23 protein-coding genes are annotated in these 20225 nt (G+C 56.6%); 11 read left to right on the top strand and 12 right to left on the bottom strand.

What is annotated here, in order from left to right; genetic code table 11:
- Positions 1–240 precede the first annotated feature (240 nt).
- A complete protein-coding gene (locus tag AC13E3_RS08615) occupies positions 241–1551 on the top strand; it encodes an NAD(P)/FAD-dependent oxidoreductase (RefSeq protein WP_482901906.1) in 1311 nt (436 codons plus the stop codon).
- A 491-nt stretch (positions 1552–2042) separates the two neighbouring features.
- The gene (locus tag AC13E3_RS08610) at positions 2043–2420 is read left to right on the top strand and encodes a multicopper oxidase domain-containing protein (protein ID WP_069184690.1); all 378 of its coding nucleotides are present in this window, start codon (positions 2043–2045) and stop codon (positions 2418–2420) included.
- Positions 2421–2475: 55 nt separating this feature from the next.
- Here AC13E3_RS08610 and sorU read toward each other — a convergent pair whose 3' ends face one another.
- The 5 genes from sorU to AC13E3_RS08585 all read right to left on the bottom strand — a co-directional run bounded on the left by sorU (position 2476) and on the right by AC13E3_RS08585 (position 7163).
- Positions 2476–2790 carry a SorU family sulfite dehydrogenase c-type cytochrome subunit gene (gene sorU, locus AC13E3_RS08605; RefSeq protein WP_069184689.1) on the bottom strand — a complete coding sequence of 105 codons (315 nt, stop codon included), beginning with the start codon at positions 2788–2790 and terminating at the stop codon, positions 2476–2478.
- Between the two features lie 66 nt (positions 2791–2856).
- Positions 2857–4086 carry a SorT family sulfite dehydrogenase catalytic subunit gene (gene sorT / locus AC13E3_RS08600; RefSeq protein ID WP_083231865.1) on the bottom strand — a complete coding sequence of 410 codons (1230 nt, stop codon included), beginning with the start codon at positions 4084–4086 and terminating at the stop codon, positions 2857–2859.
- A gap of 114 nt (positions 4087–4200) precedes the next feature.
- Positions 4201–5046 carry an anti-sigma factor family protein gene (locus AC13E3_RS08595; protein WP_069184688.1) on the bottom strand — a complete coding sequence of 282 codons (846 nt, stop codon included), beginning with the start codon at positions 5044–5046 and terminating at the stop codon, positions 4201–4203.
- Complete coding sequence (locus AC13E3_RS08590; protein WP_141697240.1) at positions 5039–5623, bottom strand: RNA polymerase sigma factor; 585 nt, start codon at positions 5621–5623, stop codon at positions 5039–5041. The genes AC13E3_RS08595 and AC13E3_RS08590 overlap by 8 nt, the downstream gene beginning before the upstream one ends.
- 82 nt (positions 5624–5705) lie before the next feature.
- Positions 5706–7163: a cytochrome D1 domain-containing protein gene (locus tag AC13E3_RS08585; RefSeq protein WP_205632675.1), complete on the bottom strand. Its 1458-nt coding sequence runs from the start codon at positions 7161–7163 to the stop codon at positions 5706–5708.
- 500 nt (positions 7164–7663) lie between these two features.
- Between AC13E3_RS08585 and AC13E3_RS08580 the strand changes: the two genes are divergently transcribed.
- Complete coding sequence (locus tag AC13E3_RS08580; protein ID WP_069184685.1) at positions 7664–7879, top strand: ArgP/LysG family DNA-binding transcriptional regulator; 216 nt, start codon at positions 7664–7666, stop codon at positions 7877–7879.
- Between the two features lie 30 nt (positions 7880–7909).
- Here AC13E3_RS08580 and AC13E3_RS08575 read toward each other — a convergent pair whose 3' ends face one another.
- Positions 7910–8902 (bottom strand): YeiH family protein, encoded by a 993-nt coding sequence (locus tag AC13E3_RS08575; RefSeq protein ID WP_069184684.1) that lies wholly within the window; start codon positions 8900–8902, stop codon positions 7910–7912.
- 745 nt (positions 8903–9647) lie between these two features.
- On the opposite strand from AC13E3_RS08575, the gene AC13E3_RS08570 reads away from it, so the two are divergent.
- Complete coding sequence (locus tag AC13E3_RS08570) at positions 9648–9899, top strand: methyl-accepting chemotaxis protein (protein ID WP_069184683.1); 252 nt, start codon at positions 9648–9650, stop codon at positions 9897–9899.
- A gap of 291 nt (positions 9900–10190) precedes the next feature.
- On the opposite strand, the gene AC13E3_RS08565 is transcribed toward AC13E3_RS08570, so the two are convergent.
- Positions 10191–10616 (bottom strand): MerR family transcriptional regulator, encoded by a 426-nt coding sequence (locus AC13E3_RS08565; protein WP_008175593.1) that lies wholly within the window; start codon positions 10614–10616, stop codon positions 10191–10193.
- 74 nt (positions 10617–10690) lie between these two features.
- Here AC13E3_RS08565 and merT point away from each other — a divergent pair, with 74 nt between their 5' ends.
- From merT to merB, 5 genes are read left to right on the top strand one after another with little or no spacing between them, the layout of a single operon-like run.
- Positions 10691–11041: a mercuric ion transporter MerT gene (gene merT, locus AC13E3_RS08560; protein ID WP_008175596.1), complete on the top strand. Its 351-nt coding sequence runs from the start codon at positions 10691–10693 to the stop codon at positions 11039–11041.
- Between the two features lie 13 nt (positions 11042–11054).
- Positions 11055–11351 (top strand): mercury resistance system periplasmic binding protein MerP, encoded by a 297-nt coding sequence (merP, locus tag AC13E3_RS08555; RefSeq protein WP_008175598.1) that lies wholly within the window; start codon positions 11055–11057, stop codon positions 11349–11351.
- A gap of 2 nt (positions 11352–11353) precedes the next feature.
- A complete protein-coding gene (gene merF / locus AC13E3_RS08550; protein WP_008175600.1) occupies positions 11354–11593 on the top strand; it encodes a mercury resistance system transport protein MerF in 240 nt (79 codons plus the stop codon).
- Positions 11594–11598: 5 nt separating this feature from the next.
- A complete protein-coding gene (gene merA / locus AC13E3_RS08545; RefSeq protein ID WP_008175602.1) occupies positions 11599–13002 on the top strand; it encodes a mercury(II) reductase in 1404 nt (467 codons plus the stop codon).
- Positions 13003–13015: 13 nt separating this feature from the next.
- A complete protein-coding gene (merB, locus tag AC13E3_RS08540; protein ID WP_008175605.1) occupies positions 13016–13651 on the top strand; it encodes an organomercurial lyase MerB in 636 nt (211 codons plus the stop codon).
- 409 nt (positions 13652–14060) lie between these two features.
- Here the strand turns inward: merB and AC13E3_RS08535 are convergent, their stop codons facing one another.
- Genes AC13E3_RS08535 through AC13E3_RS08525 form a run of 3 tightly spaced genes read right to left on the bottom strand, consistent with a single transcriptional unit; the run spans position 14061 to position 15938 of the window.
- Positions 14061–14756, bottom strand: coding sequence for a hypothetical protein (locus tag AC13E3_RS08535; protein WP_153740613.1), 696 nt, complete (start codon positions 14754–14756; stop codon positions 14061–14063).
- A gap of 15 nt (positions 14757–14771) precedes the next feature.
- Entirely contained in the window at positions 14772–15506 is a 735-nt protein-coding gene (locus AC13E3_RS08530; protein WP_248237236.1) for a HupE/UreJ family protein, read from the bottom strand.
- A gap of 48 nt (positions 15507–15554) precedes the next feature.
- Positions 15555–15938, bottom strand: a complete 384-nt coding sequence (locus AC13E3_RS08525; RefSeq protein WP_153740611.1) for a hypothetical protein — start codon at positions 15936–15938, stop codon at positions 15555–15557.
- Positions 15939–16018: 80 nt separating this feature from the next.
- Between AC13E3_RS08525 and AC13E3_RS08520 the strand changes: the two genes are divergently transcribed.
- Positions 16019–16297, top strand: coding sequence for a metal-sensing transcriptional repressor (locus tag AC13E3_RS08520; protein WP_153740610.1), 279 nt, complete (start codon positions 16019–16021; stop codon positions 16295–16297).
- Positions 16298–16328: 31 nt separating this feature from the next.
- Here the strand turns inward: AC13E3_RS08520 and dmeF are convergent, their stop codons facing one another.
- Positions 16329–17258, bottom strand: a complete 930-nt coding sequence (gene dmeF, locus AC13E3_RS08515) for a CDF family Co(II)/Ni(II) efflux transporter DmeF (protein ID WP_153740609.1) — start codon at positions 17256–17258, stop codon at positions 16329–16331.
- A 150-nt stretch (positions 17259–17408) separates the two neighbouring features.
- Here dmeF and AC13E3_RS08510 point away from each other — a divergent pair, with 150 nt between their 5' ends.
- Complete coding sequence (locus AC13E3_RS08510) at positions 17409–18719, top strand: MFS transporter (protein ID WP_153740621.1); 1311 nt, start codon at positions 17409–17411, stop codon at positions 18717–18719.
- Positions 18720–18987: 268 nt separating this feature from the next.
- Here the strand turns inward: AC13E3_RS08510 and AC13E3_RS08505 are convergent, their stop codons facing one another.
- Complete coding sequence (locus AC13E3_RS08505; protein ID WP_053115071.1) at positions 18988–19890, bottom strand: GGDEF domain-containing protein; 903 nt, start codon at positions 19888–19890, stop codon at positions 18988–18990.
- Positions 19891–20225 lie beyond the last annotated feature (335 nt).

Raw genomic sequence — 20225 nt, 5'->3', positions numbered from 1 at the left:
TGTTCCTTCTGCAGCTGCGGCGAGCGCGCCATCCACAGGTTCGCGAGCGCCAGGCCGGAAGGAAACAGCACTTCCGTAGAATTGTACCCACAGGTCCGGGCGCGTTAACATTATTGCCCGGCTCAGGCCCCGCCCTGTTTCCCGATCGAATTCCGGCTGCTCGTCTGGTTCCGAGTGAGGACAGCCAAGCATTCTCGCCTGAAGAGTCCTTGGCTCTCTTCACTTACAGGTCTGATTGGTATGGATAACCTTCATCACATTGTTGTGGTCGGCGGTGGCGCCGGCGGTCTCGAACTTGTTACCAGCCTCGGGAACAAACTGGGTAGAAAGGGAAAAGCCAGAATCACGCTGGTGGATTCCGGTCTGACCCACGTCTGGAAACCCCTGCTGCACGAAGTTGCCTCCGGTTCCCTGGATGCCAGCGCGAACGAGATCAACTACCGCGCCCATGCCCGCAAACACCATTACGAATTCCAGCTCGGCCGCATGAGCGGACTGGACCGCGATAGCAAGAAAGTGGTCATAGCCCCGTTCCACGATGTCGACGGCACAGAGGTCGTTCCCGAACGCCATATCCCCTACGACACACTGGTGATTGCCGTGGGCAGCACCGCCAACGACTTTGGCACGCCCGGCGCCCAGGACAACTGCCTGTTCCTGGACAGCCTCAAACAGGCCCGGCGCTTTCACAACCTGATGCTCAACGCCTTTCTGCGAAAGAATCACGAGGCGTTGCAAGGCGCTGAGCATACCCTGAATATCAGCATCATCGGCGCGGGTGCCACCGGTGTGGAACTGGCAGCCGAATTGCGACTGGCGTCCCGCGAGCTGCCGGTGTACGGCATGAACCACCTTCAGCCCTCGGACGTTTCCATTTCCGTGATCGAGGCCGCTGACCGCATTCTTCCTGCCCTGCCGGGCCGGCTGTCTGCAGCGGCCACCAGGGAGCTGGAACACCAGCGCGTGAAAGTACTGACCGGCCAGCCGGTGAGTGAGGTACGGCCCAGTACGGTCGTGATGAAAGACGGCACCGAATTACATTCGGAAATGACCATCTGGGCAGCGGGCATCAAGGCCCCGGCCTTCCTGGCCGAGCTGGAAGGTCTGGAGGTGAACCGGAGCAATCAGCTGGTGGTGGAACAGACCCTGCAAACCACCCAGGATGCCAATATCTTCGCCTTCGGCGACTGCGCTGCCTGTCCGCAACCGGATTCCGACCTGCCGGTTCCCCCCCGGGCCCAAGCTGCGCACCAGCAGGCAGACACGCTGTTCAAGACCCTCTGCAACCGCCTGGATAATGGCGAGGCGGTGCCCTTCGTCTACAACGACCACGGTTCGCTGATCAATTTCAGCCGCTACACCACCGTCGGCAATCTTATGGGCAACCTGTCCGGCCGCAGCATGTACATCGAGGGCAAGGTGGCCCGCATGTTCTACCTGTCCCTATACCGGATGCATCAGGTAGCCCTGCACGGCATGTTCCGCACCGGGATTATCTGGCTGATGGATAAAATCAGCCGTGCCATGCAACCCCGACTCAAACTACACTAGAGATACAGTCGAGCGGCAATGAAGTGGAGCGGGTGAAGGGAATCTAACTTCTCATTACAATCAAATGTTTATATACATTTATCAGGTTCGTCATACAAGCTGCCATACAAGCCTGATCGGCCTGAATTTTTTGTTATTTTAGGTAACTTCGGGTACTGCGCCGTTCATCTGTAAACTCCTCAGAAAATAGTCGCGGTTAAGAGTGGGGCGTCATAACGATCGCAAAGGTCGCAAAGCGAACATTCGGAATGGCCTTCAATGCCGCCCAATTTGCCTCCGTTTGAGGCTCGGGGTTGTCGTGTTTAGTGGGGGAAGTCCAGACTGGATGGTGGGTCAAGGTTTGTTGAAGGATTTATCAAGGAAATGTCAAATCCCAAACTTAGGCTTTGACATGGGGTAAATATCCACACACCCTGAACGGCTGAGCAATGAACTGGCCGACCTGCCACGCCCGGACACGATCACAGCCCCCCCGATTGTTCCGGCTTGGCATGAAATTGATGCAAGGCTTTACCATCAAAGGTCGTCAGTTTGAAGGTGCGACGGTGGCCGATGGCGAAGTTGTTTTGTTGGGCGAAAGCGAGGTTTGTGAGTTCTTCAACAACACCATGATACCGAATCCCATGCATGTCCGTGGATTGCAGTTCAGGGTGCTAAGCCGACGCTACGCCGATGCACTAGCTGCCGGGCAGTTGGCGGCCGGCATCGTGGATTCAGGGCTGCACGACACCGTGCTGGTGCTGCCCGGAGAGAGGGTCCGGATTGCGCTGACCTTCACCGACTTCCCGGGACTCTATCCTTACCATTGTCACAATATGGAGCACGAGGACAATGGCATGATGCGCTATTACGAGGTGCACAAGGTCTAGGCAACTCAGCAGGGTTGGGTGAACTCCGGGACCGGCACGGCGGTCCCTCCTGCGTTTATTTCCCGGTTACGGATTCAACGTAGTGAGCAACGGCCTCGATCTGTTGCTCCGACAGCGAATCACCGAACGCTGGCATGATCCCCACGCCACTCTTTACCGCATTGCGGACCTGCTCCGCAGAGGGTTTGAGCTCGTCCAGATTGGGGCCAATTTCGCCAACCGATCCTGCATCGTTCAGTGCGTGACAGATGGTGCAGGAGGGTTGAGCCTGCTCGGTGAACACCTTCTTGCCCAGTTCGAGTTGTTCATCCGCCATCACGGTGGCAGACGCAGAGACAAGTACAGCGAATAACAGTGTACGTAGTGACATGGAAAATCCTGGTTCGGTCAAAGAAACGGGCGGCCCGGCGGGCGAACCGCCACAAGGTTCATGCATTTATGAAACGGTGACGGTCACGCCATGGTCTTTCCAACTGGTGTTGCCGTATCCGCGCTCGTTTTCCGTGCGTGTGGGCGGCTGGGTATTGCCCTCGGTGTCGGTTGCGCGGCTGACAATCCGGTGATCGCCGGCGCTCAGATCCATCGACACCACAAACGGCCGCCAGGCATAACGCCCCATGTCGGGCCCAAGGAAGCGGGCGGTCTTCCAGGTTTCGCCACCGTCGGCTGACACCTCCACCTTGCTGACAGCATTCATGCCGCCGAAGGCAACGCCGTACACCAGGTTTTTGCCCTGGCTGGCGGTGGTCAGGGGGGCGGTAACCCAGGATTTGACCGGCATCTCCCACATGGACGGCTGATCGGGTGCTCCTTTCTCGCCAATGGGACGAATGCGATAGCCGGAGGCCTGAATCTTGGCGTCCGACTGGCCCTCGGTGAACGCCACCCGATCCACGTATTTCACGTTGTTGACCCCGAAATAGCCGGGCACAACCATGCGCAAAGGGCCGCCGTGGGCCAGGGGCATGGGCTCATCATTCATGTCCCAGGCCAGCAGGGCCTGATCCAGAGCCTTCAGGGGAATGGACCGTTCCACCATAATGGTTTTCGGGTCCAGCCCGGCAGGCAGGCTCTCGCCGCCCGTGCTGGTGATGTAATTCATCCCGGGTTTCACGCCGCCCAGTTTTGCGACAACCTCCCGTAATGGCACACCGGTCCAGATCAGGCAACCGGCCGCACCTGTGCCCCACTGGGTGCCCCCCGGCCCGTGCTGATAGTAGGCCCGCCCGTTTCCTGAACACTGAAGCACCGTGGTCACAGTTTCCACGCCGATTTTTTTAAGGTCGCCAAGGGTCAGGGACTGGGGGCCATTCACGCCTTCAAAAGTCACTTTCCAGGCATCGCGGTCAGCAACGATATCGGCATTCGGGGCTGGCAGATTGTTGCGCACGTACAATTTGTCACTGTCAGTGACCACACCACTGCCAATCGCTCCCCGTTCGGTTTCGATGGTGTTGGCACTGTGAACGATGACGTCATTGGCGTTTTTCCAGCGAACGTAGTCCGGCAGCGTTTTGGGCTCTGCGGCTTTGGCCAGCGGGCTGAGCCCCAGCAGACTGACGGACGCCATGGCACCGGCGGAGCCCAATAAAAGGCGCCGACGGCTCATTTGGATTGACTCTGCCGGAGACTGGGAGGCAATGGCGGGCGAATCATTGATCGACATGGTATTTCCCTCATTGTTGATCACTCCGGACTGGTTCCGGTTTTGTTGTTGGGCTGATTGCGAATGCATGAGTTAAGTGTAGGGATTGATTAGAAAATAACCACCGAGGTCGGTTCAGGAAGCACTCATCGCTGACTTGTCGATGGGTGGCACATTGCCCGATGGCGCCACAACCAGTAAGCCCGATGCCCGCATCGGCAACCCAATAACTTCCAGCTCGTTGTCACGGGTTCGAAAATCACCGGCACGGGCCACGGCCTGTCGCACGTCCGGATTCCGGAAAAACACGCGCTCCGATATTTGGTACTGAACGATCAGGCTGTTGCCCAGCCGCACGGCGTAGGCCTCGGCGGGCTCGCCACCTACTCTGGTTGTCCAACGGGCCAGAACGCGGCCATTGGCCCACTGCATGGGCGGCGACAGGTCGGCGTCGTCAGACGGCGTGCGCAGATCGTTGCCCACCACCCGCTGATAATCGGCCAGCACGTCGTTGACCATGGGAATCTGACTGGCCACCGCCATCTGATTGGGATCTTCGGGCGTCAGGCTGGGTACCAGAAGCATCGCCGCCAGCACCATGGCCACCGCCCAGCCGCCGCCTCCGATGACAGCCGATGGGCTCAGGCGGGTCAACCAGTGTTTCAGGCCTTCCAGAGGCTTCTGACCGACCGGGCGCCTGTCGCTGGTCTGGACGCTGGCAAGGGTATCGTCGAGGCGCTTGGCAAATGCGGGGGACAATCTGGGCGCGGGTATCTCTTGTAGTCGTTCAGAAAGCATCCGCTGGCGTTCGGCATCGTGTCGGCAGGCCTCACAGCCAGCAAGGTGAGCTTCAACCAGAGTGATGTGATGCTCATCCAGCTCGCCATCGGCATAGCCCGCCAGCCAGTCCTGAATCTGGTGGTGCAGGTCAGACCACTGATGGGATTCCGAAGAGGGGGTGATAGAGGGCTTATCACTCATGGGGGGTCACCCTTGTGTGCGTGTTGTCACTGGCAGCCGGATTGTCGGATGCCACCTTGATCAATCGCTCGGCCAGCAGGCGACGGCCTCGTGACAGGCGGCTCATCACCGTGCCTGGCGCCAGGTCCAGAATCTGCGCAATGTCCTGATAGCTCAGATCTTCAAAGTCCCTCAACAGAACCACCTGCCGGAAGTTGTCCGGCAGGTCGCGAACGGCGGCCATCACCTGCGCATCGGTCTGATGTTTCAGTGCCTGCTCGAACGGGCCGGGAGCGGCGCAGGGGTGTTCGCTCAGCACGGCGTCTTCGGTTGTGAGTACCGGGGCCAGTTGCCGCCGCCGATTGTCCCGGCGGTAGCCATCGGCAACCACACGGTTGAGAATTCTGAGCAGCCAGGCATAGATTGCTACCTGGTCGTCCAACTGGCCAAAATCCCGCCAGGCCCGAAGCAGGGTTTCCTGAGTATAGTCTTCCGCTATTTCAGTCGAGGCGGACTGGCGTTGCGCAACACCGTACAGCCGGTAACGCCAGGGGCGTACTAGGGTGTCAAACTGCTGCTTGCTTCCGGTGCTGCGCATTTTGTGTGCCCGTTTGGAATCGGTGGACTTGTTAACCAAAGACGTCGCCTGTGTTCAGTTTATTCCCTGTCGCCACATTTTTTTACGGGTTGCCGGGAACCGCAATCCAGAACGGGAACTTGCCGTCCACGGGTTGCCGGCGAACGACCTTCAAGGATTGGCTGTCAATCACGGCAATCTGGTTATCCGCCGTGACAGAGGCGTATATGAACCGGCCGTCACGGCTGGCGCGAACGCCATGGGGGCCGACGCCCACATCGACGTTCTTGACAATTTCCAGGCTTTCGGGGTCGATCAGGGTCACGGCGGACGCGGAAATCGCCCCGGTCGCGATGTATTTCCCGCCGGGCACCACGTCGATGCCGCCATGCCCACTGCCCACCTTGAAGGTTTTCAGCATGGTTTCACTGGCCAGGTCCATCACGCCCACGTTGCCCGTAAAGTCGCGCAGCCACAGCCGTTGGCCGTTGGCGCTGATGTCAACGTTGTGAGGCGTCTCAAGCCCCGGCGTCGGAATCTGATGCTGTTTTTCCAGGGTTTGCATGTTCACGACTGCCAGAGCGCCTTCGCCCTGCAAAGTGACGTAGGCAAATTTGCCGTCGGCGCTGTAGATGAGATTGTGGGGTACCTTGCCCACCGGAATTTTCTTCACCAGTTCGAGGGTGTTCATGTCGATCACTGCAACGTCGCCCTGGGTCGGCGCAACCGCAAGGCCATAGCGGCCATCCGGTGAGATCTTGACGCCCTGGGCCACCTCGCCTATCGCCACACTGGCCATGACGTCGCCATTGGCCGTATCCAGAACATAGACATTACCGGTTTTAAAACCAGACACCATCAGGCGAGAGCCATCCGGGCTCAGAGCATCGTAGTGCGCCCCTGCCACGCCAGGCCAGGCCTGTTTTGACGGTAAGGCTCTTACAATACCGCTGTTCTGGACGGCCACATAAAGCGGATCGCGGATGGCGTTCTCCAGGCTCAGCTCTGGGGCCGACCGGGCGGTTGGACCTTCCCGGGATGGCGCTACTGACTGACCCAGCACCGCCTGTCGCAACTGGTACACGTCCTTGCCGGACAGGTTCTGGCCCGCAATCGCCTTGATCTCCTCAGCGGTGTAGGGCTGAAACTCTCCCGCAAGACGCTGCTCGTTACCAAAGGCTGTCAACACGTAGTTCAGCACATCCGCGATCTGCTGGTTCGTGAGGGCACCGCCCCAGGCGGGCATGTTGCCGTTGTACGCCGTGCCCCCCACTTCGATGGACCCCGTCAAACCGTATTGCAGCACGTGGCCAAGATACTGGCGGCCACCAATGCCGTCGGTGGCGTTGTACAGTTCAGCGGTGTGGTTTTTCTGGGGCGGAAACGAGCCCGGTATGCCCTGGCCCTGTGCCTGATGGCAGGCCGCACACTGCTGGCTGTAAACCTTGGCCCCGCGCTCGAAGCGGGTGGATTCAGCCGCATTGGCAGACAAGCTGATACCGATTGCCGTTCCGGCAACAGCGATGAAGGATAGAACGTATTGGCCGATGGTTGGATGCATGCTGAAAGCCCCGAACGCTGAATGAAAGCCGACCGCCTCCATGCTGTGGCAACGCGATGCCAAGATCGAGCCGGTCGGATAAGAACTCAGGGGCCAAGGGCGTTGCCGGGCCGGAATTTATTCCCGACGTAGGTTTGGAACCTGTTCAGATCATGGGCCCCTGCAGACCGTTACGGGCAAGATGCAGTGCGATGGCAGCCATCATGGCACCGAACCAAATCACGGACGCAGTGCTGGCACCTGCAAAAAAGCCACCAGGCTGCCACGAATCACATTGAAAAAGGCTACAACGGCCAACCCCGACGGGCCAGAAACTGTTGAATCATTTACATTAGGTTCAGTCAGGAAGATGTGCTGATGGATCTGGTGATTGAGGATCAGGACGTGGGCCTTCGCCGGAGTTTCGGGACCACTTCTTCGCAGACGGTATCAGCCTGGACTCGCTGAGCCGCGCACCCGCCATCGTTTACGGCCCAAACGACCAGTTACAGCATCGGTTCATGGACAGCTTTGGGTATCACGGCGGTTTTCGCTATCACCTGTGCCCGTCCTCGCAGGGATTTGTCCAGTTTGCACTGGCCGGAGTGGGTTACGGCATGATTGCAGAAAATCAGGCCCTGAGTGTTCCGCTGTATTGGCATTTCTGGCGACACAGCGGCCACACCATTCAGTTTCTGACAACCCGGCTTGAGCGATTTTTTAACAGAGCGTCGTAATACCCACCCCGGGCGATTGCGTCCAGCATTTCAGGCCAGTGCAATCATCGGAGTCACCGCAAGCCCGCCACCGATCAGCAGTACAAACAACATCAGTGCCAGAGCAAAAGGCTTGATCCCCAGGGCGCGAAGCTTCGACATGCGCGTTTCATAACCCAGCGCTGCCATAGCCATGGTAAGTGCGATCTGGCCCGTCAGCGTCAGGCTTTCGTGCAAGGCTTCCGGCAGCGTGACAACGCTGTTAAACAGCGCCACCGCCACAAAACCGAACGCGAACCAGGGAACGGTCAGTTTACCGACGGATTGGGTGCCATCCTGTCTGGTTGCGTGGCGATTGAGCCACCATCTGCCCACCAGCAGCAGGAACGGTACCAACAGCATCACGCGTACCAGCTTGACGACAACCGCGTTCGCCAGCGCCTCTGGGCCAATTGCATTGCCGGCCGCAACCACTTGAGCGACCTCGTGCACGGTGGCACCGATGTAAATGCCATACAGGCCCTGATCCCAGCCGATCATCGAAAACAACACGGGCTCCACCACCATGGCCAGGCTACCGAACAATACAACCGTTGCCACTGCCATGGACGTAGTGGCAGGCCGCGCCCGAATCGTGGCTTCCGTTGCCAGAATGGCCGCCGCCCCGCATATGGCGCTTCCCGCACTGGTCAGCAGGGCAGTCTCCGGGTCCAGCTTGAACCAGCGGGTGCCCAGTTGGTAGCCAACAAACAAAACAGTGACAATGACCAACAGATCCAGAACCACAATGCGCGGCCCCAACGCAAAGACCTGCTGCATGGTGACGGAAAATCCGAACAGCACAATGCCTGTGCGCAACAGCCAGCGGGTCGAAAATTTCAGTCCGGCCTCAACGGATTGGCTTTTCCATGGCATGGGAAGATTCCCGACGATGACCCCCAGCACCAGAGCAAACACCAGCGGGCTGACGCGGTCGCCTGTCAGCGCGGTGAGCAAAAAACCACCGATGGTGAATAGAACACATAACCCAAGACCTTTGTACATAACGCTTTCCTTTATTATCTAATGGAATTACGTTATGCCTTAAATTGTTATCTGTAAAATGAATAAAAAAGGAGATATAAATCGAATATGTAGATTAGTGGTGTTTAATCCGCTGCTATTGTCTCGTGCGCCTTACCTTTTAACCTGTAGTTTGATAAGCTCCGCGCCCGCTGTCGGTGGGCAATTCCGACCCGTTTTCCCGCGTTTTACTCTCGTTGTCACCGCAAGTTGTGTTCGTAACCTGCCTTTTCGTTGATAAAGAGAACCCGCTGACACCCTTCCTGTTTTGACGAGTGCACTGGAAACTCAACTATGGTTAACAAACTCAAAGCCGACTGGCTTTCCAACATCCGAGGCGATTTACTGGCCGGCATCGTGGTTGCACTGGTTCTGGAGCGCTAAACAGCAACTTCTGGGGCTGGTTCAGCCTGGACATCAGGGCCGAGTTTTTGATCGAGACTTTCTGCGGGTCTGGGACACACGTTCTGCATTGAGTAACGGTTAAGGACTTTATGTTGCGACGGTTGGCCAGCAAGCAAGAAATCGCTAGCAGCTCGTGCCGGAATCCCTGCCGCGTTTTAATCAGACCCGCGAGAGCCTCGTTCGAACTCTTGAAGTAGCGCGTTGGGCCATCAAAGTTTCAGAGGTGTATTATCCAGACGCGTTAAGTGGTTCCTTGAGGACAAACGATGTGTCTTATGATGGAGCTATAAACGTCGTTGCACTTTCCACCGAGTGTCATTGAATGGGGTGGAGTCCGATCATAGCCGAGCAGACAAACCTTCTTGTCCTTAATGCCTCCATCGAAGCACTCCGCGCTGGCGAGCAGCGCCGAGGCTTTTCCGTCATTGCCGATGAGGTTCGAACCCCGGCCCAGCGCAATCAGAGATCTACTGAAGAATTGGCATTGACTGCTGAAGCCGAGATCCATGGAGTAGTCGAGGCGACAACAAACATTGTCGACGGCATCCGCAATTCATTTAAAGGTTTTCGCTGAGATCTCAAGAACCATGCAGGAAAGTTCAAGGTCTGGAGCCGCTTTTGAATATACGTTCTGATTGACGAGAGCAAAACTTCCTCCAGCGATACCAATGATTGTTGCGTATTCGTCTATCTTTAATGTTCGCTTTTGTTTAGCTGGGTCTAGAGTAAGCCCTGGTCGCAAAGCGAACGTTTAGATTTGGCGTAGGCTCGGGGATAAGCGGCGACGTATGATGCCGACCGGATCGGCCCCCTTGCTGGTTGCCATAACCGACCCCGGCAGAGAAGTTGGCTCTCGTAGATAAGCTCACGACGTGTTTTCCTCTACGCCCTTATAAAGAGACGTAATGAGCGGGCACTTCACGTCACCCTGCTCAGTGCAACATGCCTGCACCAGCCCCTCCAGCGTTCGCTCGATACGCCGCAGACTTGAAATTTTCTCACGCACCTTGGCGAGCTTCTGTCCGCCCAGTACCCGTGCTTCATCGCAATGGGTGCCGTCTTGCAGTGTTAGCAGTCCTCCGATTTCATCCAGGCTGAAGCCCAACCATTGGGCCGTTCGAATGAACTGAAGACGCGCCAACGCCTGATCGTCGTAATGGCGGATGCTTCCATAGGGTTTGTCAGGCTCTGCCACCAGTCCCCGGCGCTGGTAATAGCGGATGGTTTCCACTCCAATATTGGCGGCCTTGGCCAGGGCGCCAATGGTCATTGAACGTGGTTTCTTGGACATAGGGGGTTGATTCCGTAGCTGACTACGGGAGTAACCTTATCTCAGTCATCCATCTCATGAAAGGAGCCAACGTAATGTCTGAGCCCAAATCCGGTCGCGGTTCGCTGATCGCAGGGGGCGTTGCCGCCGTCCTGGCATCCGCCTGCTGTCTTGGTCCCCTGGTTTTAATCGCGTTAGGAGTTTCAGGCGCCTGGATCGGCAATCTGGCCGCCCTGGAACCCTATCGGCCCTGGTTCATCGGTGCGGCACTGGTGGCCATGGTGTTTGCCTGGCGCCGGATATACCGGCCTGCACAGGATTGCCAGCCGGGCGATGTTTGCGCGGTGCCGCAAGTACGCACAACCTACAAGGTTGTTTTCTGGATTGTCGCGCTGCTCATTCTGACTGCGCTGGCGTTCCCTTATGTTTTACCCCTATTTTACTGAGAGGCATAGCACCATGAAAAAATCACTGATCGCCACAGCGTTATTCCTGTTCGTTAGCCTGCCGGCCCTGGCAGCACCACAAACCGTCACCCTGTCAGTCCCTGGCATGACCTGTTCGGCCTGCCCGATCACCGTCAAGGCCGCTCTCAACCGGGTGGAGGGCGTGACCTCTGTGGATGTTCGTTATGAAGAACGCGATGCGACGGTCACCTTCGACGACGAGAAAACGACCGTTGAGGCACTGACGCAAGCCACCACCAACGCCGGCTATCCGTCCACGCTGAAACAATCTCAGGCAAAACAGGAGTAACCATGGCAAACCCCAAAACCCTGTTGCGGGTGAGCGTCATCGGCACGGTGCTGGTCGCCCTGTGCTGCTTTACCCCAATACTGGTGGTTTTGCTGGGAACCTTAGGCCTGGCAGCCCTCACCGGCTATCTCGACTACGTGCTTTTGCCCGCACTGGTCTTTTTTATTGGCCTGACCTGCTATGCCGTCTGGCGTAAAAAGAAACACGACGCCTGCTGCGACAGCCCTTCAACCAAGGAGTAACGTTTATGAGTGACAACAACCTGCACATTGCGGTGATTGGCAGCGGTGGCAGTGCCATGGCTGCGGCCCTGAAAGCGACGGAGCGCGGTGCCCGGGTGACGCTGATTGAGCGCGGCACCATCGGCGGAACCTGCGTCAACATTGGTTGCGTACCGTCCAAAATCATGATCCGGTCGGCGCATATCGCCCACCTTCGCCGGGAAAGCCCGTTTGACGACGGACTGAGTGCCCAGGCACCGGTGGTGGATCGTTCAGCCCTTCTGGCTCAGCAACAGGCCCGGGTGGAGGAGCTGCGCGAGTCCAAGTACCAGAGCATTCTCAATGACAATGCCGCGATTACCGTCCTCAAGGGCGAGGCGCGGTTCGTGGACGAGCGCACACTGACGGTTACGCTCAACGACGGCGGCGAGCAGACGGTGCACTTCGACCGGGCCTTTATCGGCACCGGTGCCCGGCCCGCCGAACCGCCTGTTCCGGGGCTATCCGAGACGCCCTATCTCACGTCCACCAGTGCGCTGGAGCTGGATCACATTCCCGAGCGCCTCGTTGTGATTGGTGCCTCGGTGGTGGCCATCGAGCTGGCTCAGGCCTTTGCCCGCCTTGGCAGTCGGGTCACCATTCTGGCCCGCAGCCGGGTGCTGTCTCAGGAAGACCCGGCGGTGGGTGAAGCCGTGGAAGCGGCCTTCCGTCGCGAGGGCATCGAGGTGCTCAAGCAGACCCAGGCCAGTGAGATTACCCACAATGGCCGGGTGTTCACCCTCCAAACCAACGCCGGCACCCTGGAGGCGGAGCAACTGCTGGTGGCCAGTGGCCGCACACCCAATACCGAGAACCTGAACCTGGAGGCCGTCGGCGTGGCTACCGAGCGCGGCGCGATCCGGATCGACAACCACCTGCAAACGACCGCGTCCGGCATTTATGCAGCCGGGGACTGCACCGATCAACCCCAGTTCGTCTACGTGGCTGCCGCCGGTGGTAGTCGGGCCGCCATTAACATGACCGGCGGTGACGCCAGCCTCGACCTCAGCGCCATGCCCGAGGTGATCTTTACCGATCCACAAGTGGCCACCGTCGGTCTGTCCGAGGCGGAGGCCCAGGCTCAGGGATACGACACCGACAGCCGCACCCTGACCCTCGATAACGTGCCCCGGGCCCTGGTTAACTTCGATACCGGGGGCTTCATCAAGATGGTCGCTGAGCGTGGCAGCGGACGATTGCTGGGTGTCCAGTCCGTCGCGGGCGAAGCCGGTGAGCTGATCCAGACGGCCGTCATGGCGCTGCGTGCGCGTATGACCGTGAACGACATTGCCGATGAGCTGTTCCCGTACCTGACCATGGTGGAGGGGCTCAAGCTCTGTGCCCAAACCTTCACCAAGGACGTGAAGCAATTGTCGTGCTGTGCGGGATAAGACGGTGCCGCCAATGTATAACATGGATGAGATCGTGGAACGGCTGGGTCTGACCGGCGAAAGGGAAGCCGCGCTTCATGTGACGCTGTTGCGCGAGCTTGCCCTGGGACAACCGGTCACTGTTGAGCGGCTCGCGAAGTCGCTCAACTGGACGACTGATGAGGCAGAGTTGGTGCTGGAAAAACTGCCCTGCGGGACCATCGAGTACGACGGCCAGGGACGGCTGATCGGCTCCGGCATCACACTGCGAGAAACCCCGCATGCATTTGTCATCAACGATCGGCCCCTTTACACCTGGTGTGCACTGGATGCCTTGATGTTTCCAACCGTTATTGGCGAACGGGCGCAGGTGCAATCGCGTTGCCCGCAGACGAACAACCCGATCAACATGACGATTACGCCACAGAGAGTGGTTTCGCTTGAGCCGGAGGACGCGGTCGTCTCTTTAGTGTCGGTGGCCGCATCGGGAGACATTCGAAGTGCGTTTTGTTGCGATGTCCTTTTCTTTGCCTCTCGACAGGCCGGGGAGGCCTGGGGGCGAGATAAACCAAGCGCGCAGCTGGTGACTGTGCAGGAAGGTTTCGAACTGGGACAGCGGATTGCGCACCTTATGCTCGACAGAGCAAGGCGTTACCAACATGACCTTTAATACCTGAATGTTCGATACCAATCTTGAACGTAGGTCAGCACCCAGGAGCTAGGCCATGTCATTTCCAAAGCGTTCCGTCGCTGCACCCTGTCTGTGCATCAAATCAGGAATTATCTGGACATGCGATTGGTGTATTCCTGTGGTGCCTCACCCGAACAACCGGACATGCACCCATTACACTGGCGATCGACGTGCATCGAATGTTCGCTTCTGTTTAGGTGCTTCTGGTCGCAAAGCGAACATTCAGACGCACCTTATTGCGACCACATTCCTAGCCTCCCACGGCGCTCGGTACAAGCTTGGAAGTTAACCCTGCGGATGAGTCCCCAAGCACCATTTAGCTGCTGAAAAGACATCCAGCCCCGTGAGCACGCGGGGCTGGATGTTGCTACGTTTATCTAATGGTTAATCACAACATTTTCTTCAACTGACCGTAGTCTCCTCCAGTACGCAGTACCAGAGTGATGTCGTTGTCGTTCCGATTTCTGAAGAACCAGCCGTGATTGCCGGTAAAGGCTGCTTCCAACTCGCCCTCGTCTTCAGGCACGCCCCGGCCTTTTTCGTAGGAAATTGACTGACCACTTCCATCACCATGGGTATCGAAGTTGATCGGGCCACCCTCTGATACCCAGGAGAATCGGGCTGTAGCGCCTTCCTCCATAGTAAGTTTGAACTCTGTGCCTTCTCCCGGTGTGAGAACCACGCGCACTTCATCCTGCCACTGCGGTTCCACAACTTCTGGTGCAGGCGCAGGTTCTGGCTCGGCAGGTGCAACCTCTGCTTCAGGTGAGGGAGCTGGCTCCTCAACGGCTTCAGCCACGACAGGCTCTTTGACTTCCGGGGCCTCTCGCTCAGTTGAGGATTGAACAGCAACCATCTGAGCAGCCTCGTCAGCAGCAGCCTCTTCGGCGAGCTGCTCCTTGATTTCGCCCATTTCAGTCAGGCCCAAAAGGCGACCTGCGCCGGTTGGGTCCAGGGCATACTCGGCGGGCATGACCACGGTTACAAGCAGAACCAACGCCACAATTGCCGCAATGATGGTTGATCGAACCAGCTTGGCAGTGCTGGGCAGTTCTTCACGGTTGGGAATATCGGTGTTGTACATAAAAAATCTCCAGAATCAGGCGACGAAGTAACCGGTGAGCTGATAGGCAAAGAGCAGAAAACCTGCACTCATCATGGCCACGTTGGCGGTGTAGGCATGGCGGAAAAATCCGTCGGTTTTTCGCCAGAAGCTGATGACAATCAGGATCATGGCCAGGGCGATCAATTGTCCGATTTCCACGCCCACATTGAAGGCGAGGAGGTTCGGAATCAGGCCGTCCTGTGAGATGTCGTATTCGATGATCTTGGTGGACAGACCAAAGCCATGGAAGAACCCGAAAATCAACGTGGCGGCTTTGGTGTTGGGCTGGAAACCAAACCACCGCTGATAGGCACCGATGTTGTCCAGTGCCTTGTAGACGATGGACAGACCGATAATCGCATCAATGATGTAACTATTGATGCCCACGTTGAAGTAAACCCCCAGCAGCATCGTGGTGGAATGCCCCAAGGCAAACAGGCTCACGTAGATCGCGATGTGCTTCATCTGGTAGAGGAAGAAAATGACACCCAGCAGGAACAGCAGGTGGTCATATCCGGTGACCATGTGTTTGGCCCCCAGATAGATGAACGAAATAAGGTTTATCCCGGTAATTTCCTGGATGTACCCCTTGTCGCCCTGGGCGACGGCATGAGCGAGTACATCGGTACTCAGACCCAGCAAGCCCAAAGTTAGAAATATCCAGAGTAGACGATTGCCTGTGCCCGTTGAGGACACACCACGGCATCGGCCAGGCAAGCTTGACAACATAAAGACTCCAATCGAATTTGTTTTCTCGGGCCGCGTAAGCGGCAAGAATCAAGTGGAAAGGGAGGCTTTTGGAGGGCGTTCAAGCCGATAACGCAAACTGCGGGGAGAACCTCCGGCAAAGGGTACGGGCTGCCGGAGAACGGTCAGGCTTTGGGAAACAAACGGAACCCTGAGGTGGTCCACGGTCTCGTGGGTATGATTGCCAGCATCATGATGCATTGATGATGTCTCTGGCTCTTTGTCAAAATCGTGGGTGTGTCCATGCGCACCATGATTGGCTGGATGGCCGTCAGACTGCGATTCCCACTCGCCTGCCAAGTTGGCCACACCGTGAGAGAATGACTCGCCAATCACCGACAGTGACAGGCCCGCCAATGCCAAGAGCATGACGAGCGTCGGAAGCAGTTTTCTCTGGTGAATGGCCGAAATCATCAATCTAATGCGTCGAGTCTGTGGTTGGATTTCAACGAAAACAGAGGATACCATCCCCCCATGGGGGATAGGAATTAAACATGGTAAATGATCACACGCATCAATCTCACCCGAACATTATCAAACGTCTTAAGCGGGCTAACGGCCATCTGGAAAGCGTGATTGGCATGATTGATCAGGGAAAACCCTGCCTGGAACTGGCCCAGCAACTTCACGCCGTGGAAAAGGCCATTCAACAGGCCAAACGCGTGCTAGTACAGGACCACATTGAGCATTGCCTCGACGATGCTATCGGGCCGCTGGAGCCAGACCAGCAGCGGCGTGTCGATGAATTCAAGGCAATTGCCCGGTATCTCTGACCTGATTGCTTTTCAACCTGCGCTCTCCCCGTTAATCACACCGGAGAGGCTCCACCGTCACGTGAACCAGGGACTGGCAGTGTGCCTGAATGCGCTCCTTATAGACTGTAGGCGACTCGGGCTGATGCGAGACCACTGAGACAATAGCCGCATGAATGTTTGGGCCTATCGCCCACACATGCAGATCACTGACTTTGGCATCGTCGTCTTCGACGGCCTGTTTAACAGCTTCCTCCATGTCCTGATGTTGCTCGTCGAGGAGGACCTTTGAGGTGTCTTTCAGCAGATGCCAGGACCAACGGGTTACCAGAATCGCACCGATAATCCCCATCATCGGGTCCATCCAGTTCCACCCGGCATATTTACCCGCCAGAAGAGCAACAATAGCAAGGACTGACGTCAGCGCATCCGCAAGTACATGCAGGTAAGCGGCCCGGCGGTTGTGGTCATGGTGATGATGGTGGTGACCGTGATCATGGCCGTGACTGTGACCATGATCATGGCCTGCATCCCCCAGTATCCAAGCTGACACCCCGTTGACCACCAGGCCAATTATGGCCACAAAAATAGCCCCATCGAAAGAAATGGCGACGGGCTGGATAAAACGCCCCACGCTCTCGATGACCATGTAGAGCGCAAAGGCAGCCAGCAGGATTGCACCGGTAAAGCCACCCAGCGCGTTGACCTTTCCTGTTCCGAAAGAGAAACGGTCGTTGCCCGCGTTTTTCCTGGCATACGCGTAGGCGAAGGCCGCAATGCCCAGAGCCACTGCGTGGGACCCCATATGCAGGCCATCGGCCAGCAACGCCATGGAGCCATAAACGATTCCGGCCAGAATTTCCCAGACCATCATCGCCAGTGTCAGGCCCACCACGATGAGTGTGCGGGTTTCGCCAGAGCGCTTCTGATCCTGACCAAACACGTGATTATGTTGCCAATGGTCGAGTCGTTCATGGTGCATAACAGTGTTCCCGGCAAGACTGATGGTTGGTAGACCTGTAGGCAAAATCTCACTTTTGACCTATCCCCCCTGGGGGGATAGCATGGAATGCTACTGGAGTCAGATTTCTACCACAACCTTTCTGCTTCTTATGCTGTCACTGGTGAAGCCATGCTTGAGATTCTGAAGCACCGAACCTATCGCCATTTGTTTCTGGCCCAGGTCGTTGCATTGCTGGGTACGGGGCTGGCTACGGTGGCCTTGAGTCTGCTGGCATTCGATCTGGCCGGAGACGAGGCGGGACAGGTGCTCGGCACCGCCATGGCTATCAAGATGGTCGCTTATGTCTTGCTAGCCCCCCTGGCATCAGCTCTGGCGGAGAACATACCCCGTCGTGCTCTGCTGGTCTCTCTGGATGTGATTCGAGCGGCGACGGCGCTGGCTTTGCCTTTCGTCACCGAAGTGTGGGAAGTGTACGTGCTAATCGCGGTCCTTCAGTCCGCCTCGGCGGCCTTTACACCAACCTTCCAGTCTACGATTCCGGAGACTCTTCCAAATGAAGACGATTACACCAAGGCGCTGTCGCTTTCCCGATTGGCTTACGATCTGGAAAACCTCATCAGCCCTGCGCTCGCGGCGTTGATTCTGCTTGCCACCAGCTGGCAGGCATTGTTCTCGGGCACGGTAATCGGTTTTATCGCATCAGCCTTGCTGGTGGTGTCCGTTGCTTTGCCCTCCGGGGCCAAATCAGAAAAACGTCGCGGCGTTTATGATCGCGCACGGGCCGGATTCAGAATTTTCATGGCAACTCCTCGCCTGCGCGGGGTGATGTCACTGAACCTAGTTGTCAGTCTTGCGGGAGCCATGGTGATCGTGAATACGGTTGTCCTGGTGCAGGGACAATTCGGCCTTACCGACCAGCATACGGCTATGGCTTTTGCCGCGTTTGGTGGCGGTTCCATGTTGGCGGCATTGGCGTTGCCAGCTTTATTGAAACGCTGGCAGGACCGGCAAGTCATGCTCACAGGAGGTGGGATTCTGGTTGCCGGGTTGGTTCTTGCGCTGCCGGTAGGCTCTCTGGAATGGCTGTTACCCGTTTGGGCATGGCTAGGCGTTGGTTTTTCCACCGTTCAAACGCCCATAGGCAGGGTCCTTACGCGGTCGTCGCATGCTGAAGATAGGCCAGCTCTGTTCGCTGCCCAGTTCTCTTTATCGCATGCCGGATGGCTGATCGCGTATCCATTAGCTGGTTGGCTGGGCTCTTCTGCGGGAATGACCATCACTCTATTGATACTTCTGGGGTTTGCTCTCGGCGGGCTGATCCTTGCCGTGAAGTTATGGCCATCTGTTGATCCGTCAGAACGTTCGCACCACCACGACGATCTTCCAAGTGACCACCCTCATATCGCAAGTGATTTCAACTCCAGTGTCCACAGTCACAACTACGTCATTGATAGCTTGCATCCCAAATGGCCAGATTGAGTTTTGCAGTCACCGCTTAGAAAACTTCAATGGCCGCCACCTCTGGAATGGGGGGGGGAATGCAGGGGCGTTTCTTAGGCAACTCGGGGGAATTAAATCCAGAAATTTGGGATGCTGCGAACGTTCGCTTTTGTTTAGCTGTCGCTTGGAATGCGGAAAGTCGTTGAGCGGATATTCTGATCCAAGCCTGAAAGGCTTCTTTCCAAAACCGCGCAAAAACATGCGTAAGAAGGAAGTCAAAAACGAGGTCTGAGGATAATAGACCATGTCATGCAGTCACAATCCTGTCCTTGCCCAGACGTTTAGCTTTGTAGAGGGCATCGTCAGCGCGTTTGAGAGTGTCTTCATAGGAACGATCTTCAGAGCTTATGTTGGCGGCACCCAAGCTGATTGTTGCAGCAATATCGCCCACTGAAAAATCCATCAAAGCCTGCCGCAAGTCCTGCTGCAATCGCTCTGCAAACTTTAATGCGCGATCTGGCGCGGTGTTGGGTAGGCAAACTACAAACTCATCCCCTCCGAAACGACAAGCGATGTCGGTTTTTCGAAGTTCTGACCGACAGGTATTAGCCACTGCAAGGAGAACTTCATCCCCTACATGGTGCCCCTTGGAGTCATTGATCTTTTTTAGGTTATCCACGTCAAATATCAAAACTGTAGTCGGCACGGCATGACGCGTGAACGTTTCAAAATGCAACGCAAGGTCGTGCTCCAGTTTCCGCCGGTTGAAAAGTCCCGTTAGCTGATCTGTGTCACTTAGCTCCCGCAGTCTGATTTCAAGTTCGTGTCGCTCTGAAATATTACTTGCGACCCAAAGCACCAAAGGCTCTCCATCTACCTGAAAATCTAAAGCCTGAATGCGGCCTTCAAACCAGATGGGGTCTTCCGGCCCTTCATCCGGCAAGCCCCTAACATCCCTGTTGCTTAACTCGTACTCTTCAACCAATAACTTACACGATTCAAGCGCACGGCCTATCTGTTCAAGAAACCACTCAGCTTTGTCGGGTTTGACCAAGTCTGAAATATACTTCCCGATTAGCCCGGTGCCATCGTGGTAATACCGTGCATCACGACCGCCAAACACCGCTATATATTTACCGCTGCGTGACAAGATAAAGGCGGGGTCTGGTAGGGCTTCCAGAACTGCTCTCATTTGTTGAAGATCGATCATGGCAAGCATCTTTAAGGTGTCGCGAGAGAATACATATTATGCGCAATGAAGGCGCATCTGAAAAGAAGTACACAAGCACCGCGAAGAGCTGCAACTGTAAACAGCGGTGGTTTCGTTGCGGTCGCAAAGCGGACATTCAGGTTGAGGGCGAGTTCGCCATAGTCACTTGTTAAAAGTTTAGCGGCCGGATTTTTCCAACTCTGGGTGGACCTAATACGGGGTCAGGGTCAAAGGCGGTGTTTTTCAAGGTAGTTGGTGGCACTGTTCGTCCGTCTAAGCTGCGTTTTTTTCCACTATCAATTTTTCCGGGTTCAGCGTCAAAAGTTACAGCGGAA

The sequence above is a fragment of the Marinobacter sp. L-80 genome (assembly GCF_056859395.1).
The sequence above is the reverse complement of the archived record's forward strand: the minus strand, read 5'-3'. Positions and strand labels throughout refer to the sequence as shown.